Genomic DNA, 22,234 nt, shown 5'->3' on the forward strand with positions numbered 1-22,234 from the left:
GAATGGATGCGCGCGGCCCCGCTTCGCCAGGTGGGCGAGGGGCGCTTACGCGTGCTTCGCCTCGAATTCCTTCATGTACTCGACCAGCGCCTTCACTGCTTCGAGCGGCACCGCGTTGTAAATCGATGCCCGCATGCCGCCGACGGACTTGTGGCCCTTCAGCTGCAACAGCCCGCGCTCTTTGGCGCCGGCGAGGAAATCTGCGTTACGTGTTTCGTCGGCGAGGAAGAACGGCACGTTCATCCGCGAACGCGCGCGGCGCTCCACCTTGTTGATATAGAAGCTGCTTGCGTCGATCGTGTCGTAGAGCAGCTTCGCTTTTTCCACATTGCGCGCCTCGATGACTTCGAGACCGCCCTGGCGCTTCAACCACTTGAACACGAGCCCGGCGATATAGATCGCGTAGGTTGGCGGCGTGTTGAACATCGAGTTGTTCGCGGCCACGGTTTTCCATTCGAACGCCGAAGGACAGATCGGCATCGAGCGCTCGAGCAGGTCTTCGCGCACGATCACAACCGTCACGCCCGCCATGCCGATGTTCTTCTGCGCGCCGCCGTAGAGCACGCCGTACTTGGCGATGTCCATCGGGCGCGACAGGATGTGCGACGAGGCGTCGGCCACGAGCGGAATGTCGCCGAGGTCGGGAATCTCGAAGGTCTCGACGCCGTCGATCGTCTCGTTCGTGCACAGGTGCACGTAAGCGGGGTCGTCGGAGAGCTTCCATTCGCTCTTCGGCGGCGAATGCGTGAAGCCAGCCTCGGTGCGGCCCGTCGCGGCGATATGCGCTTCGCCGTACTTGAGCGCTTCCTTCTGCGACTTCTGCGACCACGAGCCGGTGACGACGAAGTCGGCGCGCGGCTTCGAGCCGAACAGGTTGAGCGGCACGATCGCGTTTTCGCCGATGCCGCCGCCCTGCAGGAACAGAATCTGGTGACTTGCGGGCACCTGCATCAGCTCGCGCAGATCGAGCAGCGCCTCGGCGTGGATCTGCATGAATTCCGGGCCGCGATGGCTCATTTCCATCACGCCCATGCCGCTGCCGTGCCAGTCGAGCATTTCGTCAGCGGCCTGACGCAGGACCTCTTCTGGCAACGCTGCCGGTCCGGCTGAGAAGTTGTAGACGCGCATCGTAAAAAGGATCCCCGAGGCAGGCGCTGTGGCAAAAACCGCCGGAAACACGCCAGAAAAAGAAAATGGCCGCTTGCGCTTATCGCGCAAACGGCCATTATCGCATTGTCGCCGGTAACCCGCCACGCGTGCCGCGGCGGTGGGCTTCCCGGCCTACGCAGCCGATCCGGCCCCGCTACCGTACATCATGGCTGCGGACCAGAGGGTGCGTGATGCCAGCGTGCTTACTTGCCGACCTTGACCGAAGCGACTTCCTTGTCGGCCTGGTCGCGCGTTGCCTTGATCGACTGCGGCATGTACTTCTGCATCAGGCTGTTCACGACGTCGCGGCCAACCTGGTCTTGAACCTGAATGAACTTGCGGCCGGTCGGGCTGCGGTAGAACGTGGTCAGGTCCTTGATTTCCTGCGTGCTGTAGTACTTCGCATAAGCGTCGTACTGAGCTTGCATGGCGTCCGTCTTGAACGAGTCGGTCGCGAAGACCTGGCCTGCCGAGTCAACCAGCTTCGGCACGGCATTCTTCTGCAGCGACGGTACGGCAGCTTGCTTCTGCTTGTCCGTCATCGTCTTGTTTTCCGAGAGCGCGTCCGACAGGATGGCCGGGACGAGCTGCTTGGCTTGCATCTGGGCGCTGTTGCCGATTGCGCCGACGAGCTTCTGTGCGTCGATCGCGTCGAGCAGGTCCTTGATCGCGGCTTGCTTGGCCGGATCGACGGGTGCTGCAGCCGCTGCCGGTGCCTGGGCGGGCGCCTGGTTCTGGAGCGCCTGAGCCATGGCAAACGTCGGCACGAGAGCGGCCAGCAACATCACCTGCTTGAATCGTTTTTGCATCATTACTCCCTTTGAGAAATTAATCGATTTGCGCTGCCGTGCGGACTGCGGGGCGCCGCGTTGCGTTATGCGCCCGCTCACCAGTCCACCCGACACACCATTCATTTAGCTGACACTAACAAGGTTCGCTGAAACCCACCTTAAAGCCCGCGTAAGCGCATCGATTGAACACACTTCTGCGGGCCTGGATGACGCGTCACTCTTCGACTTCGCCTGGTTCGCCCTCACCTTCGGCGTCCACTTCTGCGTCCGCTTCGGCGACCTGCTGCAGCCCGGAAAGCTTCGTACCTTCGTCAAGGCTGATGAGTGTAACACCTTGCGTTGCACGGCCCATTTCGCGAATTTCCGACACGCGGGTGCGAATCAAAACGCCCGTGGTGGTGATCAACATGATCTGCGCTTCGGAGTCGACGAGTGTGGCCGCAACCACCTTGCCGTTACGCTCCGAAGTCTGGATCGCGATCATGCCCTTCGTGCCGCGGCCGTGGCGCGTGTACTCCGTGATCGGGGTGCGCTTGCCATAGCCGTTCTCGGTCGCGGTGAGCACCGACTGCTCCTCGTCGCCCGCCACGAGGAGCGCGATGACCTGCTGATTGTCTTCGAGCTGCATGCCGCGCACGCCGCGCGCTTCGCGGCCCATCGGACGCACGTCGTTCTCGTCGAAGCGCACCGCCTTGCCGGCGTCGGAGAACAGCATCACGTCGTGTTCGCCGTCGGTGATCGCAGCGCCGATCAGGTAGTCGCCGTCGTCGAGACCGACCGCGATAATACCCTTGCGCAGCGGGCGGCTAAAGGCTTCGAGCGGCGTCTTCTTTACCGTGCCCAGCGCCGTGGCCATGAAAACAAACTTGTCGGCCGAGAATTCCTTGACCGGCAGCACGACGGTGATCTTCTCGCCGTCCTGCAGCGGGAACATGTTGACGATCGGTCGACCGCGCGAGTTGCGTGAACCCTGCGGCACTTCATACACCTTCACCCAGTACACGCGGCCGCGATTCGAGAAGCACAGGATGTGATCGTGCGTGTTGGCGATGAAGAGCGTGTCGATCCAGTCGTCGTCCTTCATCGAGGTCGCCTGCTTGCCGCGACCTCCGCGTTTCTGGGCGCGATATTCCGACAACGGCTGCGATTTCACGTAACCGGCGTGCGACATGGTCACGACCATGTCCTGCGGTGTGATCAGGTCTTCGGTATTGAGCTCCGTGGCGTTCATCTCGATCTTCGAGCGGCGGGCGTCGCCGAATTCGCTCTTGATCGAGGTGAGTTCGTCGGAGATCATGGTCGTTACGCGCTCGGGGCGCGCAAGGATGTCGAGCAGGTCGGCGATCTGCGCCATGACTTCGCGGTACTCGCCGATGATCTTGTCCTGCTCCAGGCCGGTCAGGCGCTGGAGGCGCATTTGCAGGATTTCCTGCGCCTGCGTGTCGGACAGACGGTAGAGGCCGTCGGACTGCATACCATATTGCGGGTTCAGCCCTTCCGGACGGTAGGCTTCGCGCCCGCCTGCCGCCACATTGTCCTGCTCCGCGCGCGTCAGCATCTCACGCACGAGCGACGAATCCCACGAGCGGTTCATCAACTCCTGCTTCGCGATAGGCGGCGTGGGCGCGGCCTTGATGAGCTCGATGAAATCGTCGATGTTCGCGAGCGCAACGGCGAGACCTTCGAGCACGTGGCCGCGTTCGCGCGCCTTGCGCAGTTCGTACACCGTGCGACGCGTGAGCACTTCGCGGCGATGCGAGAGGAAATGCTCGAGCATTTCCTTCAGGTTCAGCAGCTTCGGCTGGTTGTCCACCAGCGCGACCATGTTCATGCCGAACGTGTCCTGCAGTTGCGTCGCCTTGTACAGATTGTTGAGGATGACCTCGGGCACTTCGCCGCGCTTGAGCTCAATCACGACACGCATGCCGCTCTTGTCGGATTCGTCGCGAATATCGGAGATGCCTTCGAGTTTCTTCTCGTTGACGAGCTCGGCAATGCGTTCGAGCAACGAACGCTTGTTCACCTGATACGGCAGCTCGTCGACGATGACCGCCATGCGCTGACCGCGATCAATTTCCTCAAAGTGCGTGGCCGCGCGCATCACGACGCGGCCACGGCCGGTGCGATAGCCGTCGCGCACGCCGGCGACGCCATAAATAATGCCGGCGGTCGGGAAATCGGGGGCGGGAATGATCTCGATCAGCTCGTCGATCGTTGCCTGCGGGCTCTTCAGCAGATGGTGGCAAGCGTCGACCACTTCGTTGAGATTATGCGGCGGAATATTCGTGGCCATGCCGACCGCGATACCCGACGAACCGTTGATGAGCAGGTTCGGAATGCGCGCGGGCAGGATCTGCGGCTCGCTTTCGCTGCCGTCGTAGTTCGGCCCGAAGTCGACCGTTTCCTTGTCGATGTCGGCCAGCAGCTCGTGACCGATCTTCGCCATGCGGATTTCGGTGTATCGCATGGCGGCGGCGTTGTCGCCGTCGATGGAGCCGAAGTTACCCTGGCCGTCGACCAGCATGTAGCGCAGGGAGAAGTTCTGCGCCATCCGGACGATGGTGTCGTAGACGGCCGTGTCGCCATGCGGGTGGTACTTACCGATGACGTCGCCGACGATACGCGCCGACTTTTTGTAAGCGCGGTTCCAGTCGTTATTCAGCTCGTGCATTGCGTAGAGCACGCGCCGGTGGACAGGCTTGAGGCCGTCACGAACATCCGGAAGTGCTCGCCCGACGATCACGCTCATCGCGTAATCGAGATACGAGCGGCGCATTTCCTCCTCGAGGGAGATTGGCAGAGTCTCTTTGGCGAATTGATCCATTATCGATGTCTTATTTGGGCACGCGGTGTGCTAGCGCCCCGCCCCAACTGGAAGAGCGGAGGTCGCCGCAATCACCGCGAGACGCCCAGCTGTCGCATGGACGCCGCGGACGCAGCGCATCACGCGATTCTACCATGCACGACACCCTCGCCCGCCGCCTGCGTATACCTATTAGAGGAGTGAAGCCGAAGCGCTCAAAAGCGCTTTGAGCGTGGCGCAAACGCCGCAGTGCGAACCGGAATCAGATGCACCGGCACCGATTTGGATGACAATGTGTGACGCTTCCCCTACCCAGGCGCACTACCAGGTAAAATAACGGGAACTTTTTTGTTGCGGGCGTACCACGTTCGACTAGCCGCAGTGAAAGGGGCGGACTTTTTTTATCGTCGGAGGGGAACGATATGGCAAAATGCCAACGCACAAAGTTAGACACTGCTCGAAGTCTACACAACGCAAAGCGTTCCCCACAACTTGCCAATGTTATACTTCGAGCAATGTATGACTTGTCTTCGTCATATGGCTCGCAGTAAACCTGCGGTAATCTCAATTTCGAGAGGAGAAATATGAATAAACTTTCAAAGCTCGCGTTCATTGCAGCTACCGCAGTTGTGGCTGCATCCGCTCAGGCACAATCGGTGCCGGCGTCGCGACAAGCCGTCAATGACAACTGGGTGAATGGTACCGGCGAATACGTGTGGATGAACGGCACGAACGAGCTTTGCTGGCGCGATGCATTCTGGACGCCGGCCACCGCCAACGCCAAGTGCGATGGCGCCCTGGTCGCCCAGGCACCGCAGCCGCCGGTCGCTCCGCCGCCGCCGGCCATCACCAGCCAGAAGATCACGTACCAGGCTGATGCCCTGTTCGACTTCGACAAGGCCATCCTGAAGCCGGCTGGTAAGGAAAAGCTGGACGACCTGGCAAGCAAGATCCAGGCTCTGAACCTCGAAGTCGTCGTCGCGACGGGCTACACCGACCGTATCGGCTCGGTTGCCTACAACGACCGTCTGTCGCTGCGCCGTGCGCAAGCCGTCAAGTCGTACCTGGTCAGCAAGGGCGTTCCGGCAGAGCGTATCTACACGGAAGGCAAGGGCAAGCGCAACCCGGTTACGACGGGCTGCAACCAGAAGAACCACAAGGCTCTCATCGCCTGCCTCGCACCGGACCGTCGCGTGGAAGTCGAAGTCGTCGGCACGCAAAAGCAGTAATCGCGAGCTTTCGACCGCAAGTCTCAAAAGCCCCGCTTCGGCGGGGCTTTTTTTATCCCGCGCTTTATCCTTCTTTCATTTCGCCTCTCTCCGCGGCTTCATCGTTTTGGAAAGAATTACGGCACGGCGGGGCATTTTGCCGCCTTGTGCACCCGCCTATATACTCGGGGTTTATTCTTTCCGACCCGCACCGCGCTTGAGGCTGCCACGACATGACGAATGCCGATCCCCACGAGCTCCAGAAATTCAGCGATCTCGCTCATCGCTGGTGGGACCCGAACGCCGAATTCAAGCCGCTGCACGAACTCAACCCCATTCGCCTGAGCTGGATAGACGGCCATGGGCATCTGCCGTCCAAGCGCGTGCTCGACATCGGCTGCGGCGGCGGCATCCTCTCCGAATCGATGGCGGGACTTGGCGCAACCGTAAAAGGCATCGACCTTTCGCGTGAGGCGCTCGGCGTGGCCGACCTGCATAGCCTCGAGAGCGGCGTGACGGTGGACTACGAGCTGATCGCGGCCGAAGCGATCGCCGCGCGCGAACCTGAGTCGTTCGACGTCGTGACCTGCATGGAAATGCTCGAACACGTGCCGCAGCCCGCCGAGGTCGTGAAGGCCTGCGCAACGCTCGTGAAGCCTGGCGGCTGGGTGTTCTTTTCGACGCTCAATCGCAACGTGAAGTCGTATCTTCTCGCCGTGATCGGCGCGGAATACATCGCGCAGATGCTGCCCAAGGGCACGCATGACTACGCGCGCTTCATCCGCCCCTCAGAGCTTGCTGCGTTCGTGCGCGACGCCGGCATGCATGTCGCCGAGATCAAGGGCATTACGTATAACCCGCTCACGCGGCACTTCGCGCTTTCAAACGATTCCAGCGTCAATTACATGATCGCTTGCCGGCGCCACGCCTGACGGCGTTTGCGCGAGCGGCGCCGCCGGATCACCCTGCTCCGGCGGCATTTCCTGCACACCGGCGCGCAGCGCCATCGCTTCCAGACATGAACTCATCCACGAACGCCCAAGCTGCCACGGACAGCGCCGCAGCGCTTGCCGCCTGCGACGCCGTGCTGTTCGACTTCGACGGCACGCTGGCCGATACGGCCCCCGACCTCGCCGCCGCAGTCAACCAGATGCGCCACGCGCGCGGCCTCGCGCCCGCGCCGCTCGAGAAGCTGCGTCCGCTCGCTTCGGCGGGCGCGCGCGGCCTGATTGGGGGCGCGTTCGGGATTGGCCCCGACGATCGCGAGTTCGCCGCCATGCGTGAGGAGTTTCTCGCTAACTACGAGGCGAATCTGCGCATCGAGACGGCACTCTTCGCGGGAGTCGACGCGGTCCTCGACGATCTCGACGCCCGCGGCGTGCGCTGGGGCATCGTGACCAACAAGGTCGCCCGGCTAACCGAGCCGCTCGTGAAACTGATGCATCTGGACACGCGCGCAAGCTGCGTGGTGAGCGGCGACACGACGCCCTATTCCAAGCCGCATCCGGCGCCCTTGCTGCACGCGGCCGAGGCGCTCGGCATTGCGCCGCAGCGCGTGGTGTACGTTGGCGACGATCTGCGCGATGTGCAGGCTGGCGCAGCGGCCGGCATGGCGACGATCGCCGCCGCCTACGGCTACTGCGGCAACGATGTGCCGCCTTCGCAGTGGAATGCGCAATTTGTCGCCGACACCACGGCGACGCTGTTCGCCCTGCTTCAGCACATCGGCAAGCCGGCCTGAGGCGTACCCACACGACTTTTGCACGGGGACAGCCCGCGCGCCCTTGAACCGGGCGCGGTTCGCCTCATCTCGCGAACTATGGGATAATTGTTTTTCCCTCTGGGGCCGACCTGGTTTCGACAGGGGTTATGAAGTAATCAGGGCATGCCGAGGACCCGTCACCTCGTTAATCAATGGGAAAAACGTAACTGCAAACGACGAAACGTTCGCACTGGCAGCCTAACGGCCGCCGTCCTCTGCCTGGCTCACTGACGGGCTAGCGTCGCAAGACCGGTAGCAATACCGCCAGAGGTCATTTACGTCAGTTAAGCCTTGGTGGCGTCACGACGCCAAGGTCGAAAATTTAGTGAATCGCCGTAGCGCAGCGTGTTCGTCCGCGTCGCTCCGGTTAAATCAAATGACAGAACTACGCATGTAGAACTGCTTATGGACTGCTTCTGGACGCGGGTTCGATTCCCGCCGGCTCCACCAGACATTTCCGGTCGTCCACGACGAACGGACTCGAGCCCCGGCGCCGCAAGGCTGTCGGGGCTTTTTTCTTGCCACGGTCATGACGCCGGCCGCGCCGCCAAAGCGCGCACAAAAAAACTCGCGACAGCCCGTTCGGGTCTCGCGAGTTTTTCTTGATTCCGCACGCGGCGCAGCTGCCTGAGCCTTTACGCCATCAATTGTCCTGCGGGCACTGCAGATTACAGCCGTTCTGATCACCCAGATCGCCACGCTTGCGTGCGGCAGTCGGCTTGCCATGCTGATACTTGGCCGACGGCGCCGACGCGGCGAACGGCATTTGCGGATGCTCGTTGAACTTGAACTGATCGCTCAGAATGCCACCAGGGACGCCCGGCGAGTTCTGCGCAAAGGCAATGTTGAACGTAGCAAACAACGCTGCCGCCGTAACGGCGGCTGCACCAACTTTGAGAACAAATTTCATGGTCGATCGGCGCGACGAGCGCGCATCTGAAACGTGAGAGCGAATACAAACTGAAAGTATCACAAAAAGCGCCTAAGTCTGCAGCGTAGCCCTGCCAATACGTTGCCTTCTATTACAACGGCCGCGGCTCGCCCCATGCGGATTCGAGTTCCACCACGTCGCCGCACGCCGCCGGATCGTATCCCTCCAGTTGCGCAACGGACGCACGGAATCCTGCGCCGCGCAGCAAACCCAGCACGGTCACCAGCGGTTCGTGCGCGAGATGACCCCGATCACACGCGAAGTAGTAGTCTTCGTCGGCAATTTCGATGAAATCGAGCCCAAAATGGTGCGCAGCCGGCTCCACGCCGAAGCCCACGTCGGCCATTCCGCTCGCCACGAACGCGGCGATCGCCGAATGCGTGAGCTCCGACGACGCGTAGCCGTTCACTCGCTCGGGATCGACGCCAATGCGTGTGAGCAGCAGATCGATCAGCATGCGTGTGCCCGAGCCCGGCTGCCGGTTCACGAAGCGGATATCGCCGCGCGCGAGGTCGGCCAGGCCCGTGACCTGCTTCGGGTTGCCGCGCCCGACAAAGAGCCCTTGCTTGCGCTGCGTGAGATGGATGAGCACGTGGCGCTGCGGGTCGAGCCACCTGCGGTAGGCGTTGGCACAGGCGGCCCGAAAATCGCCGCGCGGCAGATGAAAACCTGCCAGATCGCATTCGCCGCGCGCGAGCGCCGTGATCGCGTCCGCACTGTCGCGGTACTTGATCTCCACGGGCACCTGATCGGCGACGAGCGCCGTCACGAGCGCCGCCACCGCGTAGCCGTGCGAAGCATGGATGCGCAGATCCTGCGCATCGGGCGCGAGCCAGCGGTTCAGGTCGCTCGCCACTTCACTTGCCAGTGCCTCGAGGTTACCCTGCAGCCGCTCCCCGCACAGGCGCTGCGAGCGCAGCACAGCCTCGCCCAATTCGGAGAGCACGGACCCGCGGCCACGCGCTTTCGCGATCAACGCGCCCCCCAGGCGCTCCTCCACTTCACGCAATACACCCCACGCATGGCGATAGGACAAACCCTTACGCTGCGCGGCCTGCGCAATGCTTCCTTCTTCGGCGACGAGCGCAAGCAACGGCACAACGTCCGTCAGGCTTGCCTCGCGGCCTTCCGCGTCGCGCACGACTAGCTGCGCATGGCACTCGACCTTGATCATTATGAAATTTTCCTTCCTATTGCGTCTGCCTTTGCACGGGCCTATTGTTCGGTCAGACAACAAGACAACCGCAGCATAGATGCACACTTTATGAATAACAAGTGCATATATGCCCAGGAGAAGCCCCATGACGGAAGAGACAGCTGTTAGCGCGCCGGACGATCTCGTCCTGCGTCACGCGCAACCAGGCCGCACGCTGCTTGCGATCCTGCATGCGATCCAGGACGAAGTCGGCTTCGTGCCGCCGGCCACGGTCGTGCCGCTCTCGAAGGCGCTGAATCTTTCGCGCGCCGAGGTCCACGGCGTGATCACCTACTATCACCACTTCCGCACGGCGCCGCCCGCGCCGGTCACGGTCCAGCTGTGCCGCGCCGAGGCCTGCCGCAGCATGGGCAGCGAGGCGCTCGCGCAGCACGTCGAGGCGCATACCGGCTGCCGATTCGGACAGCACGGCCACGACGCCGAACACGCGCACGCGCATGAAGGTCCGGTCGCGCTGGAGTCCGTCTATTGCCTGGGCCAATGCGCGCTCTCGCCCACCATGATGATTAACGGCACGTTGCACGCAAAAGTGACCCCGCAGAAGTTCGACAAGCTCTACGCCGCCGCGCTCGCCACGGTCCGCACCGAGGAGGCCGCATGATACGCGTCTACGTTCCCCGTGACTCCTCGGCCCTCGCGCTCGGCGCGGACGCCATCGCCGAGGCCATCGAACGCGAAGCCGCCGCGCGCGGCGCGAGCATCGAGCTCGTGCGCAACGGCTCGCGCGGCCTGCTTTATCTCGAACCGCTCGTCGAAGTCGAAACGGCCGACGGCCGCGTCGGCTATGCGAACGTCGAACCCGATGAAGTGGGCGCGCTCTTCGACGCCGGCTTCCTGCAAGGCGGCCAGCACGCACGCAGCGTCGGCCTCGTCGAGCAGATTCCGTATCTGAGCAAGCAGCAGCGCCTCACGTTCGCGCGCATCGGCATTACCGACCCGCTTTCCACAGACGACTACGCCGCCCACGGCGGCCTCGAAGGACTGCGCAATGCGTTGAAGATGACCGGCGCCGATATCTGCGAAGCGCTGGTCGAATCGGGCCTGCGTGGCCGCGGCGGCGCGGCGTTCCCGGCCGGCATCAAGTGGCGCACGGTCGCGAACGCGCAAGCCGACCAGAAGTACATCGTCTGCAATGCCGACGAAGGCGATTCGGGCACGTTCTCCGACCGCCTCGTCATGGAAAGCGATCCGTACGTGCTGATCGAGGGCATGACGATCGCGGGCATCGCGGTGGGCGCGACCGTTGGCCATATCTACGTGCGCAGCGAGTATCCGCATTCAATCGCGGCGCTCGAGGAAGCCATCCAGCGCGCGTGCGCGGCGGGCTGGCTCGGCGACGACGTGCTCGGCAGCGGCAAGCGCTTCGAGCTGTTCGTGGCCAAGGGCGCGGGCGCTTACGTGTGCGGCGAGGAAACGGCGCTGCTCGAATCGCTCGAAGGCAAGCGCGGCATCGTGCGCGCCAAGCCGCCGCTGCCGGCGCTCGCCGGTCTCTACGGCAAGCCCACGGTCATCAACAACGTCATCACGCTCGCCACGGTACCAATCATCTTTGCAAAGGGCGCGGCGTTCTACAAGGACTTCGGCATGGGCCGCTCGCGCGGCACGCTGCCGTTCCAGCTCGCGGGCAATATCGCGCGCGGCGGGCTCGTGGAGCTTGCGTTCGGCGTGACGTTGCGCGAACTGATGGTCGACTACGGCGGCGGCACCGCGAGCGGCCGTCCGGCCCGCGCCGTGCAGGTGGGCGGCCCGCTCGGCACCTATTTGCCGGAAAGCCAATGGGACATTCCCATGGACTACGAAGCGTATGCGGCGGTTGGCGCGGTCGTGGGTCACGGCGGCCTCGTCGTGCACGACGACACGTCGAATCTCGCCGAACTCGCGCAGTACGCCATGGAGTTCTGCACGCTGGAATCGTGTGGCAAGTGCACCCCGTGCCGCATCGGCTCGACGCGCGGCGTCGAGGTAATCGCGAAGATCCGCAAGGGCGACACGTCCGAAAAGCAGGTCACGCTGCTGCGCGATCTGTGCGACACGATGGTGTCCGGCTCACTGTGCGCGATGGGCGGCATGACGCCCTACCCCGTGATCTCCGCACTCAACCATTTCCCGCAAGATTTCGGTCTCGAACCCGTCGCCCAACACGCAGGCCAACAACCGGCGGCCGCCTGAACGAGGAACCACCATGTCCGACACGCTCATGTCCCAAGCCGGTGGTTGCGGTTCCGGCAATTGCGCCTGCAAGTCCCTGGCAAAGAAGCAACGCTCGCCCTTCGACGAAACCGATTTCGGCACGCCGCTGGTCCACGCCGACGTGGACGTCACGCTCGAAATCGACGGCCAGTCCGTGACGGTGCCGGCCGGTACTTCGGTGATGCGCGCCTCCATCGAGGCCGGCATCAACGTGCCCAAACTCTGCGCCACCGACTCGCTCGAACCGTTCGGCTCGTGCCGTCTGTGTCTCGTGGAAATCGAAGGCCGCCGCGGCTATCCCGCTTCGTGCACGACGCCCGTCGAAGCGGGCATGAAGGTGCACACGCAAAGCAATCAATTGCAGAAGCTGCGCCGCAACGTGATGGAGCTGTACATCTCCGATCACCCGCTCGACTGCCTCACCTGCCCCGCCAATGGCGACTGCGAGCTGCAGGACATGGCCGGTGTGACGGGCCTGCGCGAAGTGCGCTACGGCTTTGACGGCGCGAATCACCTCAAGGACAAAAAGGACGAATCGAATCCGTACTTCACGTACGACCCGTCGAAGTGCATCGTCTGCAATCGTTGCGTGCGCGCGTGTGAAGAAACGCAAGGCACGTTCGCGCTGACCATCGCCGGTCGCGGTTTCGAATCGCGCGTGGCTGCGGGTGCGAGCGAATCGTTCATGGAGTCGGAATGCGTGTCGTGCGGCGCTTGCGTGGCCGCGTGCCCGACCGCCACGCTGCAGGAAAAGACCGTCGTGATGCTGGGCCAGGCCGAGCACTCGGTCGTGACGACCTGCGCCTATTGCGGCGTGGGCTGCTCGTTCAAGGCCGAGATGAAGGGCAACGAAGTCGTGCGCATGGTGCCGCACAAGAACGGCCAGGCCAACGAAGGCCATGCCTGCGTGAAGGGCCGCTTCGCGTGGGGCTACGCGACACACAAGGACCGCATCAAGAAGCCGATGATCCGCGCGAAGATCACCGATCCGTGGCGCGAAGTGAGCTGGGAAGAAGCGATCAACTACGCCGCGAGCGAGTTCCGCCGCATCCAGGCGAAGCACGGGCGCGATTCGATCGGCGGCATTACGTCGTCGCGCTGCACGAACGAGGAAACGTACCTCGTGCAGAAGCTCGTGCGCGCCGCGTTCGGCAACAACAACGTCGATACCTGCGCACGCGTGTGCCACTCGCCCACCGGCTACGGTCTCAAGACGACGCTCGGTGAATCGGCAGGTACGCAGACCTTCGCTTCCGTCGATCACTCCGACGTGATCATGGTGATCGGCGCGAACCCCACCGACGGGCACCCGGTGTTCGGCTCGCGTCTGAAGCGACGCGTGCGTCAGGGCGCAAAGCTGATCGTCGTCGATCCGCGCCGCATCGACATCGTCGATACCGCCCACGTGAAGGCCGAGCATCACCTGCAACTGCGCCCGGGCACCAACGTCGCGATAGTCAACTCGATCGCACACGTGATCGTCACCGAAGGGCTCGTGAATGAAGCGTTCGTGGCCGAGCGCTGCGAAACCCGCGCGTTCGAGCAATGGCGCGATTTCGTCTCGCTGCCGGAAAATTCGCCCGAAGCGATGGCCGAAGTAACCGGTGTGCCGGCTGAGCAGGTGCGCGCCGCCGCACGCCTCTACGCGCAGCAAGGCAATGCGGCGATCTACTACGGCCTCGGCGTCACGGAACACGCACAAGGCTCGACCATGGTGATGGGCATCGCCAACCTCGCGATGGCCACGGGCAACATCGGCCGCGAAGGCGTGGGCGTGAATCCGCTGCGCGGCCAGAACAACGTGCAGGGTTCGTGCGACATGGGCTCGTTCCCGCACGAGCTGCCGGGCTATCGCCACGTGGGCGATTCGATCGTGCGCGGCGAGTTCGAGGCGGCCTGGAACGTCGCGCTGCAAAGCGAGCCGGGCCTGCGCATTCCGAACATGTTCGAGGCGGCGCTCGACGGCACCTTCATGGGCCTCTACTGCCAGGGCGAGGACATCGTTCAGTCCGACCCGAACACGCAGCACGTGGCGGCGGCGCTTTCGTCGATGGAGTGCATCGTCGTGCAGGACATCTTCCTGAACGAAACGGCGAAGTACGCGCACGTGCTGCTGCCGGGCTCGTCGTTCCTCGAAAAGGACGGCACGTTCACCAACGCCGAGCGCCGCATCTCGCGCGTGCGCAAGGTCATGCCGCCGATCGCCGGCTACTCGGACTGGGAAGCGACGATCCTGCTCTCGCGTGCGCTCGGCTACGAGATGGACTACACGCATCCGTCGCAGATCATGGACGAGATCGCGCGCCTCACGCCCACGTTCCACGGCGTCTCGTACAAGAAGATCGACGAGATGGGCAGCATCCAATGGCCTTGCAACGAAGAAGCGCCCGAAGGCACCCCGATCATGCACATCGACGAATTCGTGCGCGGCAAGGGCAAGTTCGTCATCACGAAGTTCATCGCCTCGCCGGAGAAGGTCACGCGCCGCTTCCCGCTCCTGCTCACGACGGGCCGTATCCTTTCGCAGTACAACGTGGGCGCGCAGACCCGCCGCACCGAGAACTCGCGCTGGCACGAGGAGGACCGCCTCGAGATCCACCCGGTGGACGCCGAAGATCGCGGCATTCGCGACGGCGACTGGGTGGGCATCGAGTCGCGCGCGGGGCACACGGTGCTGCGCGCGAAAGTCAGCACGCGCATGCAGCCGGGCGTGGTCTATACGACGTTCCACTTCCCCGAGTCGGGCGCGAACGTCATCACCACGGATGCCTCCGACTGGGCCACGAACTGCCCCGAATACAAGGTGACGGCCGTGCAGGTCAGCCACGTGCAGCAGCCTTCGGAGTGGCAGCGCGAATACTCGCGCTTCAACACGACCCAGCTCGAGCTGCTGAGCCAGCGCGAACCGCTTGCAACCTCAGGGAAATAAGGCGATGAAAGCTGATCACTTGATCGAAATGGCGAACCAGATAGGCATGTTCTTCGACTCGCTGCCCGATCGCGAGGAAGCGCTCACGGGCATCGCGGAGCACATCCGCAAGTTCTGGGAGCCGCGCATGCGCCGCACGCTGCTCGCGGCGCTCGATGGCGAAGGCGAGCAAGCGGGCTTCACGGAGATCGTGCTCGCCTCGCTCACGAAGCATCGCGAGGCGCTCGTTCCTGCGGCGGCTTGAGCCGGGCCAGCCCGCCCGTCACGTGAGACGCATGGCGCCGCGCGGTTCAGACCGGCGGCGCCTGTCCAAAGCCCGCAGCCGCGTACCATGTCTCACAGTGGCGCAGCAGCGCATTGAGGTCCGACGCGGGACGCCCCCGCGCACCGATATAGCCGTCGGGCCGCATCAGATAAAACGCGGGCCGCGTGCGCCCGTACGATTCGCTTAGCGAGGCCGCGCCCTCGCCCGCCAGCGGCGTCTCGCCGTTGGCAAGCTCGGCGATCCACCAGACCCGCAGCGCCTGCGGAAACAACCGCTCGACGGCTTCGGCAAAACGCTTGAGCGCGGCGCTCACTTCCGCGCCGTTTTTCGCCGCTGCAGCGTCGGCGTCGCCCTCCACCAGCAGGAACAACGAAAAGCACGCCGGGTCGTGCAGATCGAAGATGCGCCCCTTGCCCGGCGCCTTGCCTAGCGGACCGTCCACCACGCGCACGAATGCGTCCGGGGCGCGCTCGCCCGCGCGAGGGCCGCCGTCCAGCACGCGCTCGAGCGTAAGCGGACTACGGCGATACTGGATCGACAGCTCGCTCACCGCCTGGCGCGCCGCGTCGCGCAGCGGCCCGAGCGCGACGAGCGCCGGCATCACGCGCTCGCGCAGCAGCTTGAGCGGGCCGTGATCGGCCTCCACCAGTTGCGTCATGAAGCTCGTCTGCTGCAGCACGAGCCGCTCGATCGGATAACGCTCCGCGTGATAGGTATCGAGCAGGCGCTCGGGCGCGCCGCGCGCGTGCACGCGCGCGATCTTCCAGCCCAGATTGAAGGCTTCCTGGATGCCCGTGTTCAAGCCCTGCGCGCCTGCGGGGCTGTGCACGTGTGCGGCGTCTCCGGCAAAGAAGGTGCGCTCGACGCGCAGCTGCCGCACCATGCGGCTGTTTACGCTGAAGTACGAAGCCCAGCTCATGTCCGAGACGGACACCGGATGGTGCACGCGCTGCAGGATGATGTTGCGGCATTCCTCCAGCGTGGGCACGGGGATCGTGCCTTCGGGCGCGGCGGGCAGCATTGCCTTGTGATCGGCGATCAGGCGGTAACGGCCTTGGCCGAACGGAAAGAGCGCGGCGAGACCGTCGCCCGAGGCGAAGATGTGGAACTCGTCGTCGGACCAGGGTGTGCTCGCGCTCAGGTCCGCGAGCAGGAACGATTGCGCCATCGTCTCGCCGTCGAACTTCATGTCGAGTCGATGGCGCACGGTGCTATGCGCGCCGTCGGCGGCGATCACGTAAGCGCAGCGCACCGACTCGACGCGCCCGTCGGGGCGGCGCACTTCCGCGCTCGCGCCGGCCGAGCCCTGGGTGTACTCCAGCAGCTCGCAGCCGCGCTCGATCTCCACGCCGAGCGTCGCGAGATGCCCGCCGAGAATGCGTTCGGTAACGGTCTGTTCAATAAAGAGCAGATAGGGATAGCGCGTGAAGAGCGGATCGAAGTCGAGCCGCGCGCGGCGCTGGCCGTTCGAATAGAGATTCGCAATATGCGCGCGGTGGCCGAGTTCGAGAAACGGCTCGACGATACGATGCTGCTCGAACAGTTCGAGCGTGCGCGCCTGAATGCCGATCGCCCGCGAGTGGCGTCCGGGCTGCGGCGCACGATCGATCAGCCGCACCGGGATATGCGCGCGCGCAAGACTCATCGCGGCGGCGAGCCCGGTGGGTCCCGCGCCCACGATGAGCACGGGCGCGAGAGAAGAAGCCACGGCCATGCAGACCTCCATGCGCTCGACACGATACGTAGTGTATCGCCCGCGCCCCGGCCGGTCGCGCGGCAGCGCATCAAATGCGGTCTGAATGGCGCGAGAAGTCGCTGCGCGTATTGCCGCGCTTCAGTGTGCGTGCGGATGCCCGTACGCTTGCGTGTGCCTGTGCGCGCCGTCCGGCATGTCCAGCGCGCAGCGATGCTCGCTCGTGCCAAGGTCCACCTGCAACGTCACGTGCCGCATGCGGAAACGCACCTGCAGCGACTCGACCATCTGATCGAGCGCGGCGTCACCGGGGTGCCCCGCCGGCATCACGAGATGCGCGCTCAGCGCGCAGCCCGTGGTCGAGAGCGCCCAGACGTGGAGGTCATGCACGTCGACTACGCCCTCCTGCTGCGCGAGGAAGCTGCGCACGCGCACGATGTCGACGTTCTCGGGCACTGCGGCAAGGGCAAGCCGCACGGACTCGCGCAACAGCCCCCAGGTGCCGTACACAATCACGAGCACGACCGCGATAGACATGAGCGGGTCGATCCAGCTCCAGCCGGTCGCAAGAATCAGCAGACCGCTCACGGCCACGGCGGCGGAAACGCCGGCGTCGGCGGCCATGTGCAGGAAGGCGCCGCGAATGTTCAGGTCGTCCTTTTGCCCGCGCATGAAAAGCCAGGCCGAAAAACCGTTGATCACCATGCCGATGGTCGCCACGACGAACACGTCGAAGCCCGCGACCGGCGCCGGATGGAACAGCCGGCCAAGCGCTTGCGCGAGGATCGCGCCACACGCGAGCAGGAGCAGCGCGGCGTTGGCGAGCGAGGCGAGAATCGACGAGCTGCCGAACCCGAACGTGAAGCGCGCCGACGGACGGCGTGTTGCGAGCCACGCGGCACCCCAGGCGAGCAGCAGGCCCAGCACATCGGAGAGATTGTGGCCGGCGTCGGCGAGCAGCGCGGTGGAATGCGCCAGCACGCCGTACACCGTCTGCACGACGACGATGATGACGTTCAGCGCGACGGCGATGGCGAACGCGCGGCCGTGCCCCGCGACGCCCGCGTGATGATGGTGATGGTGGCCGTGCGCGTGACCATGCCCGTGCTGCGCGTGGGCGTCGTGCGCATGGCCGTGGTCGTGCTCGCCCTCGCGCTTCCCGGCGCCTTCGGCGTCATGCGCGTGTTCGTGATCCGCTGCGCTCATGCGCCCTCCTGCCATTGCGCCGAGGGCTCGGCCACGTGTTCGAGCATGCCGGCGATCATCGCGCTGATATGCGCGTCCGCGGCCGCGTAGAACACCTGCTTGCCCTCGCGCTCGGCGCGCACAACGCGCGCGGCGCGCAAAAGCCGCAGATGGTGACTCACCAGTGACGGCGACAAACCGAGCGCATCGGCAATCGCCCCCACGGCGATCCGGTCCTGAACACAGGCGAGCACGATACGCAGGCGCGTGGCGTCGCCGAGCAGACGGAAGAGGTCGGCGAGCGGTACGACTCGCTCGTCATCGGAAACTGGGGTCATGAATACACACAATACATATGAATAGGTGTTCATATGTTAGTTCAGCAACGGATTCCGGTCAACTTTCGATCGACATTCGGCCAACTTCGGGAACGGGTCCGCGAGTATGGGAAAATGCCGCCTTTGTGTCTCGATCGTTTTGCTTCTTCTGCCATGGAACAGCTTTTTGTCCGCGCGTACGCCGCACATCGCGACGGCCGGCTGGACGACGCCGAGCGCGACTACCGCGCGACGCTCGCCGCCGATCCCGTGCACGTCGATGCGCTGCATCTGCTCGGCGTGCTACGGCATCAGCGAGGCCAGCACGCCGAAGCCGCGGACCTCGTGCGCCGCGCGGTCGCTTTGCGCCCCGACGACGCCGCTCTCCAGCTGAACCTCGGCAACGCGCTGAAGGCGCTCGGCGAACTGGAAGGCGCGATCGAGCGCTTTCGCAACGCGCTCACGCTCGCGCCCGCCTTTGCCCTCGCGCATTACAACCTCGGCAACGCCTATGCGGTGATCGGCCGGCACGAGGACGCGATGTACGCGTTCGGACAGGCCGTGCGCCTGCAGCCCGGCGACGCCTCGTCGCACAACAATCTCGGCAACGCGCTGCACGCGCTCGGCCGCCATGCCGAAGCCGCCGACTCGTTTCACCGCGCGCTGAAGATCCGCCCGGGCCACGCAGGGGCGCACAACAACCTCGGCATGTCGCTCAACGCGCTTGGCGACAGCGCGAGCGCGGTCGAACATTTCCAGAAGGCGCTGCGCGTGCAGCCGCGCTTCGTCGCCGCGCATTTCAATCTTGCGAATACGCTCGATGCGACCGGCCATCACGGCGAAGCCGTGGCCGCCTTCGAAACGGCGCTTTCGCTGCAGCCGCATCTCGCGCCGGCCCTCTTCGGGCTCGGCAACGCGCTTGTCGCGCTCGGCCGCCACGACAAAGCCATCGGACCCTACGAGCGTGCGATCGGCTTCGACCCGAAGTTCGCCCTCGCGTGGCTCGCGCTCGGCGCGGCGCATCACGCGCTCGGCCGGCATGCGGCCGCGCTGCGCGCCTTCGACGAGGCGCTGCGCGTGCGGCCGGACCTGGCCGCCGCGCATTTGAATCGCGCGCTCACGTGGCTCACGCTCGGTGACCTCCGGCGCGGACTGCCCGAGTACGAATGGCGGCTCGATCCGGCCGCACGCGACGACGCGCACGCCAACGCACCGCGAGGTGCAGGCTACGCCGCGCCCCCGCAGGGGCAGGCACAGATTGCGCCGCGCACGACGCAAAGCACGCTGCCACGCTGGCACGGCGAGGCTCTGAACGGCCGCACGCTGCTGATCGAGGCCGAACAGGGTTTCGGCGACACGCTGCAGTTCGTGCGCTTCGTGCCGCAAGTCGTGGCCACGGCACAGAAAACCAACGCGCGCGTCGTGCTCGAAGTGCAGCGCGCACTCGTGCCGCTCATCGCGCCCGCGGCCGAAGCCTGGCGCGTCACGCTCGTCGAGCAGGGCGCGCCTCGGCCCGCCGCCGACCTGCACTGCCCGCTCCTCTCGCTGCCGCTCGCGCTCGGCACGAGCATCGAGACACTGCCCGCGCGCACGCCCTACCTCAACGCCAGTGCTACCTACGGGCGCAAGTGGCGCGGCTCGCTGGGCGGCCAGGCGCGCCGCAAGATCGGCCTCGCGTGGTCCGGACGCATCCAGAAGCACGAGAATCGCGCGATTGCGCTCGCCGCGCTCGAACCGCTCTTCGCGCTCGACGGTATCGACTGGATCGTCCTGCAACCTGAACTCAGTGCCGAGGAACACACTGCACTCGACGCGCATCCACGGGCGCGCGCGATCCACCGACTTGGCGGCAAACTGCAGGATTTCGCGGATACCGCCGCCGTGATCGAACGTCTGGACGGTGTCGTGTCGATCGATACCTCGATCGCCCACCTCGCGGGCGCGCTTGGCGCGAAACTCTGGGTCATGCTGCCGTTCGCCGCGGACTGGCGCTGGTTTGCGGGCACCGACGAAAGCCCCTGGTACCCGCGCGCTCGGCTCGTGCGTCAGCCGCGCCCGCATGCATGGGCGGAAGTCGTGGAAACGGTCGCGCGCGAGTTGCGCGACGCGTAAGCGGCACAATGAAAAACGGGGCGCCTGAGCGCCCCGTTTTTCATTGCTTTCGCCGCGAGATGGCCGGATCAATCGATCGATCCGCCGGTCAAGCCGCCCTGTACTGATTGCGCGCTTCCGGCGTGCGATAGAGCACGAGCGTCGCAATAAGGCCGCACACGCCCGCGACGCCCATCCACGCCCCCGGCGCAGCCTTGTTGCCACTCACGTGGATGAGGTACGTCGAGATCGCCGGCGTGAAACCGCCAATCGTCGTCGCGAGGCTGTAGGCAAGCGAGAAGCCGGCTGTGCGCACGTCGGCGGGCATGACTTCGGTGAGCGCCACGACCATCGCGCCGTTGTAGCAGGCATAGAGGAACGACAGCCACAGTTCGACCGTGAGCAGGCGGCCGAACGACGGTTCCGTCACGAGCCACTGCACCGTGGGATACGCGGTGAGGATCGTGAGCACGGAGAAGGTGATCAGCATCGGGCGGCGGCCCACACGGTCCGAAAACGCGCCGGAAACCGGCAGCCAGAAGAGGTTCGACAAGCCGATGCAAACCGTCACGAGCAGCGTGTCGATTTCGTTCAACCTGAGCACTTCCTTACCGAAGGTCGGCGTGTAGGCGGTGATGAGGTAGAACGATACGGTGGTCATGATGACCATGCCCATACCGGCGATCACGACACCCCAGTTCTGCACCATCGACGCCATGATTTCGCCCATCGACGGACGATGCTTCTTCCTCGCGAACTCCGCCGTTTCCTGGAGCGAGCGGCGAATGATGAACAGGAACGGCACGATCAGGCAGCCGATGAGGAACGGCACGCGCCAGCCCCAGGCCGTCATATGCTCGACGGGCAGCAGGCGATGCAGCACCACCCCCAGGAGCGCGGCAAACACCACGGCGACCTGCTGGCTGCCCGACTGCCACGAGACGTAGAAGCCCTTGTTGCCCTTGGTCGCGATCTCGGAGAGATAGACCGAGACGCCGCCCAGTTCCACCCCCGCCGAGAAGCCCTGCAGCAGGCGCCCCAGCAGCACGAGAGCCGGCGCGAGTATGCCGATGGTCGCGTAACCTGGCACGACGGCGACCGCGAGCGTGCCGAACGCCATCAGGCCGAGCGTGAGCATGAGGCCCTTGCGGCGGCCGTGATGGTCGATGTATGCGCCGAGGATGATGGCGCCGAGCGGACGCACCAGGAAGCCTGCGCCGAACACGGACAACGTAAGCATCAGCGAAGCGAACGCATTGTCGCTCGGGAAGTAGGTCCGGGCGATCGCCGAAGCGTAGTAGCCGTAGACCATGAAATCGTACATTTCCAGGAAGTTGCCGCTGACGACGCGGAAAACGGTCCGGAATTTTGATTCGCTTGGGGATGCGTGGGACGCGGTAGACATGACATTCTCTGAAGAGACTGTCCGGGAAACCTGAGCGGCTCGCGGGACAGTGAAAGACAATCACTCGCGGTAAAGCGAGGGTCGCGCGGGCATTTTATTGTGCGGTACGCGGCGGGAGTCAGATATTCAGGCATTTCCTTAAAAGAGGCTAGCAAAAAGCATCAATACATGCCAATTCTTCCATTTTTGTTACGATAACAATTCACAATTCTTTCATGATTGGCGAGCCCGCCGCGAGCGTCCTCGAATGGGGCAAAATACCTTGCAGCAGGGCTCGGCGCGCGGCCCCCGACGCGCGC

Annotated in this window: 17 protein-coding genes and 1 other RNA gene; 9 read left to right on the plus strand and 9 right to left on the minus strand. The window is 64.4% G+C overall.

The window, feature by feature from the left end; genetic code table 11:
- Positions 1–45: 45 nt before the first annotated feature.
- The 3 genes from serC to gyrA all read right to left on the minus strand — a co-directional run bounded on the left by serC (position 46) and on the right by gyrA (position 4,764).
- On the minus strand, positions 46–1,128 hold the full coding sequence (gene serC / locus M3I54_RS05410) for a 3-phosphoserine/phosphohydroxythreonine transaminase (protein ID WP_254333690.1): 1,083 nt from the start codon (positions 1,126–1,128) through the stop codon (positions 46–48).
- A gap of 224 nt (positions 1,129–1,352) precedes the next feature.
- Positions 1,353–1,958: a DUF2059 domain-containing protein gene (locus M3I54_RS05415; RefSeq protein ID WP_028208183.1), complete on the minus strand. Its 606-nt coding sequence runs from the start codon at positions 1,956–1,958 to the stop codon at positions 1,353–1,355.
- A gap of 196 nt (positions 1,959–2,154) precedes the next feature.
- Complete coding sequence (gyrA, locus tag M3I54_RS05420) at positions 2,155–4,764, minus strand: DNA gyrase subunit A (protein ID WP_254333692.1); 2,610 nt, start codon at positions 4,762–4,764, stop codon at positions 2,155–2,157.
- A gap of 563 nt (positions 4,765–5,327) precedes the next feature.
- Between gyrA and ompA the strand changes: the two genes are divergently transcribed.
- From ompA to ssrA, 4 genes are all read left to right on the plus strand, one after another.
- A complete protein-coding gene (gene ompA, locus M3I54_RS05425) occupies positions 5,328–5,972 on the plus strand; it encodes an outer membrane protein OmpA (RefSeq protein ID WP_254333694.1) in 645 nt (214 codons plus the stop codon).
- A gap of 212 nt (positions 5,973–6,184) precedes the next feature.
- Positions 6,185–6,883 (plus strand): bifunctional 2-polyprenyl-6-hydroxyphenol methylase/3-demethylubiquinol 3-O-methyltransferase UbiG, encoded by a 699-nt coding sequence (ubiG, locus tag M3I54_RS05430; RefSeq protein ID WP_254333696.1) that lies wholly within the window; start codon positions 6,185–6,187, stop codon positions 6,881–6,883.
- A gap of 86 nt (positions 6,884–6,969) precedes the next feature.
- Positions 6,970–7,692: a phosphoglycolate phosphatase gene (gph, locus tag M3I54_RS05435; RefSeq protein WP_254333698.1), complete on the plus strand. Its 723-nt coding sequence runs from the start codon at positions 6,970–6,972 to the stop codon at positions 7,690–7,692.
- A 101-nt stretch (positions 7,693–7,793) separates the two neighbouring features.
- Positions 7,794–8,163: a transfer-messenger RNA gene (ssrA, locus tag M3I54_RS05440) on the plus strand.
- Between the two features lie 193 nt (positions 8,164–8,356).
- On the opposite strand, the gene M3I54_RS05445 is transcribed toward ssrA, so the two are convergent.
- Both M3I54_RS05445 and M3I54_RS05450 read right to left on the minus strand, forming a co-directional pair.
- Positions 8,357–8,623: a hypothetical protein gene (locus tag M3I54_RS05445; RefSeq protein WP_254333701.1), complete on the minus strand. Its 267-nt coding sequence runs from the start codon at positions 8,621–8,623 to the stop codon at positions 8,357–8,359.
- Positions 8,624–8,735: 112 nt separating this feature from the next.
- Entirely contained in the window at positions 8,736–9,818 is a 1,083-nt protein-coding gene (locus M3I54_RS05450; protein ID WP_254333703.1) for a substrate-binding domain-containing protein, read from the minus strand.
- 127 nt (positions 9,819–9,945) lie between these two features.
- Here M3I54_RS05450 and M3I54_RS05455 point away from each other — a divergent pair, with 127 nt between their 5' ends.
- From M3I54_RS05455 to M3I54_RS05470, 4 genes are read left to right on the plus strand one after another with little or no spacing between them, the layout of a single operon-like run.
- Positions 9,946–10,461, plus strand: a complete 516-nt coding sequence (locus M3I54_RS05455) for an NAD(P)H-dependent oxidoreductase subunit E (protein WP_254333705.1) — start codon at positions 9,946–9,948, stop codon at positions 10,459–10,461.
- Positions 10,458–12,029, plus strand: a complete 1,572-nt coding sequence (locus tag M3I54_RS05460) for an NADH-quinone oxidoreductase subunit NuoF (RefSeq protein ID WP_254333707.1) — start codon at positions 10,458–10,460, stop codon at positions 12,027–12,029. The genes M3I54_RS05455 and M3I54_RS05460 overlap by 4 nt, the downstream gene beginning before the upstream one ends.
- A gap of 13 nt (positions 12,030–12,042) precedes the next feature.
- Complete coding sequence (gene fdhF / locus M3I54_RS05465; RefSeq protein WP_254333709.1) at positions 12,043–14,979, plus strand: formate dehydrogenase subunit alpha; 2,937 nt, start codon at positions 12,043–12,045, stop codon at positions 14,977–14,979.
- A 4-nt stretch (positions 14,980–14,983) separates the two neighbouring features.
- Entirely contained in the window at positions 14,984–15,223 is a 240-nt protein-coding gene (locus M3I54_RS05470; protein WP_254333710.1) for a formate dehydrogenase subunit delta, read from the plus strand.
- 46 nt (positions 15,224–15,269) lie between these two features.
- On the opposite strand, the gene M3I54_RS05475 is transcribed toward M3I54_RS05470, so the two are convergent.
- From M3I54_RS05475 to M3I54_RS05485, 3 genes are all read right to left on the minus strand, one after another.
- Positions 15,270–16,958 (minus strand): FAD-dependent monooxygenase, encoded by a 1,689-nt coding sequence (locus tag M3I54_RS05475; RefSeq protein ID WP_254333712.1) that lies wholly within the window; start codon positions 16,956–16,958, stop codon positions 15,270–15,272.
- Between the two features lie 120 nt (positions 16,959–17,078).
- Positions 17,079–18,158, minus strand: a complete 1,080-nt coding sequence (locus tag M3I54_RS05480; protein ID WP_375542094.1) for a cation diffusion facilitator family transporter — start codon at positions 18,156–18,158, stop codon at positions 17,079–17,081.
- Complete coding sequence (locus tag M3I54_RS05485) at positions 18,140–18,460, minus strand: helix-turn-helix transcriptional regulator (RefSeq protein ID WP_254333714.1); 321 nt, start codon at positions 18,458–18,460, stop codon at positions 18,140–18,142. Before M3I54_RS05485 ends, M3I54_RS05480 begins: the two co-directional genes overlap by 19 nt.
- A gap of 153 nt (positions 18,461–18,613) precedes the next feature.
- Between M3I54_RS05485 and M3I54_RS05490 the strand changes: the two genes are divergently transcribed.
- The gene (locus tag M3I54_RS05490; protein WP_254333715.1) at positions 18,614–20,551 is read left to right on the plus strand and encodes a tetratricopeptide repeat protein; all 1,938 of its coding nucleotides are present in this window, start codon (positions 18,614–18,616) and stop codon (positions 20,549–20,551) included.
- A gap of 88 nt (positions 20,552–20,639) precedes the next feature.
- Here M3I54_RS05490 and M3I54_RS05495 read toward each other — a convergent pair whose 3' ends face one another.
- Positions 20,640–21,935, minus strand: a complete 1,296-nt coding sequence (locus M3I54_RS05495) for an MFS transporter (RefSeq protein WP_254333716.1) — start codon at positions 21,933–21,935, stop codon at positions 20,640–20,642.
- Positions 21,936–22,234 lie beyond the last annotated feature (299 nt).

Origin of the sequence: Paraburkholderia sp. CNPSo 3274 (assembly GCF_024206475.1) — a bacterium.
In the GTDB taxonomy this organism is placed as follows: Bacteria; Pseudomonadota; Gammaproteobacteria; order Burkholderiales; family Burkholderiaceae; genus Paraburkholderia.

Excerpts from the sequence above, each read along its gene's own strand:
- M3I54_RS05480 (WP_375542094.1), bottom strand. The coding sequence starts at position 18,158 with ATGGCAGGAGGGCGCATGAGCGCAGCGGATCACGAACACGCGCATGAC.
- M3I54_RS05455 (WP_254333705.1), top strand. The coding sequence starts at position 9,946 with ATGACGGAAGAGACAGCTGTTAGCGCGCCGGACGATCTCGTCCTGCGT.
- M3I54_RS05450 (WP_254333703.1), bottom strand. The coding sequence starts at position 9,818 with ATGATCAAGGTCGAGTGCCATGCGCAGCTAGTCGTGCGCGACGCGGAA.
- M3I54_RS05490 (WP_254333715.1), top strand. The coding sequence starts at position 18,614 with ATGGAACAGCTTTTTGTCCGCGCGTACGCCGCACATCGCGACGGCCGG.
- M3I54_RS05445 (WP_254333701.1), bottom strand. The coding sequence starts at position 8,623 with ATGAAATTTGTTCTCAAAGTTGGTGCAGCCGCCGTTACGGCGGCAGCG.
- ompA (WP_254333694.1), top strand. The coding sequence starts at position 5,328 with ATGAATAAACTTTCAAAGCTCGCGTTCATTGCAGCTACCGCAGTTGTG.
- gyrA (WP_254333692.1), bottom strand. The coding sequence starts at position 4,764 with ATGGATCAATTCGCCAAAGAGACTCTGCCAATCTCCCTCGAGGAGGAA.
- fdhF (WP_254333709.1), top strand. The coding sequence starts at position 12,043 with ATGTCCGACACGCTCATGTCCCAAGCCGGTGGTTGCGGTTCCGGCAAT.
- M3I54_RS05495 (WP_254333716.1), bottom strand. The coding sequence starts at position 21,935 with ATGTCTACCGCGTCCCACGCATCCCCAAGCGAATCAAAATTCCGGACC.
- M3I54_RS05485 (WP_254333714.1), bottom strand. The coding sequence starts at position 18,460 with ATGACCCCAGTTTCCGATGACGAGCGAGTCGTACCGCTCGCCGACCTC.
- M3I54_RS05460 (WP_254333707.1), top strand. The coding sequence starts at position 10,458 with ATGATACGCGTCTACGTTCCCCGTGACTCCTCGGCCCTCGCGCTCGGC.
- ubiG (WP_254333696.1), top strand. The coding sequence starts at position 6,185 with ATGACGAATGCCGATCCCCACGAGCTCCAGAAATTCAGCGATCTCGCT.
- gph (WP_254333698.1), top strand. The coding sequence starts at position 6,970 with ATGAACTCATCCACGAACGCCCAAGCTGCCACGGACAGCGCCGCAGCG.
- serC (WP_254333690.1), bottom strand. The coding sequence starts at position 1,128 with ATGCGCGTCTACAACTTCTCAGCCGGACCGGCAGCGTTGCCAGAAGAG.
- M3I54_RS05415 (WP_028208183.1), bottom strand. The coding sequence starts at position 1,958 with ATGCAAAAACGATTCAAGCAGGTGATGTTGCTGGCCGCTCTCGTGCCG.
- M3I54_RS05475 (WP_254333712.1), bottom strand. The coding sequence starts at position 16,958 with ATGGCCGTGGCTTCTTCTCTCGCGCCCGTGCTCATCGTGGGCGCGGGA.
- M3I54_RS05470 (WP_254333710.1), top strand. The coding sequence starts at position 14,984 with ATGAAAGCTGATCACTTGATCGAAATGGCGAACCAGATAGGCATGTTC.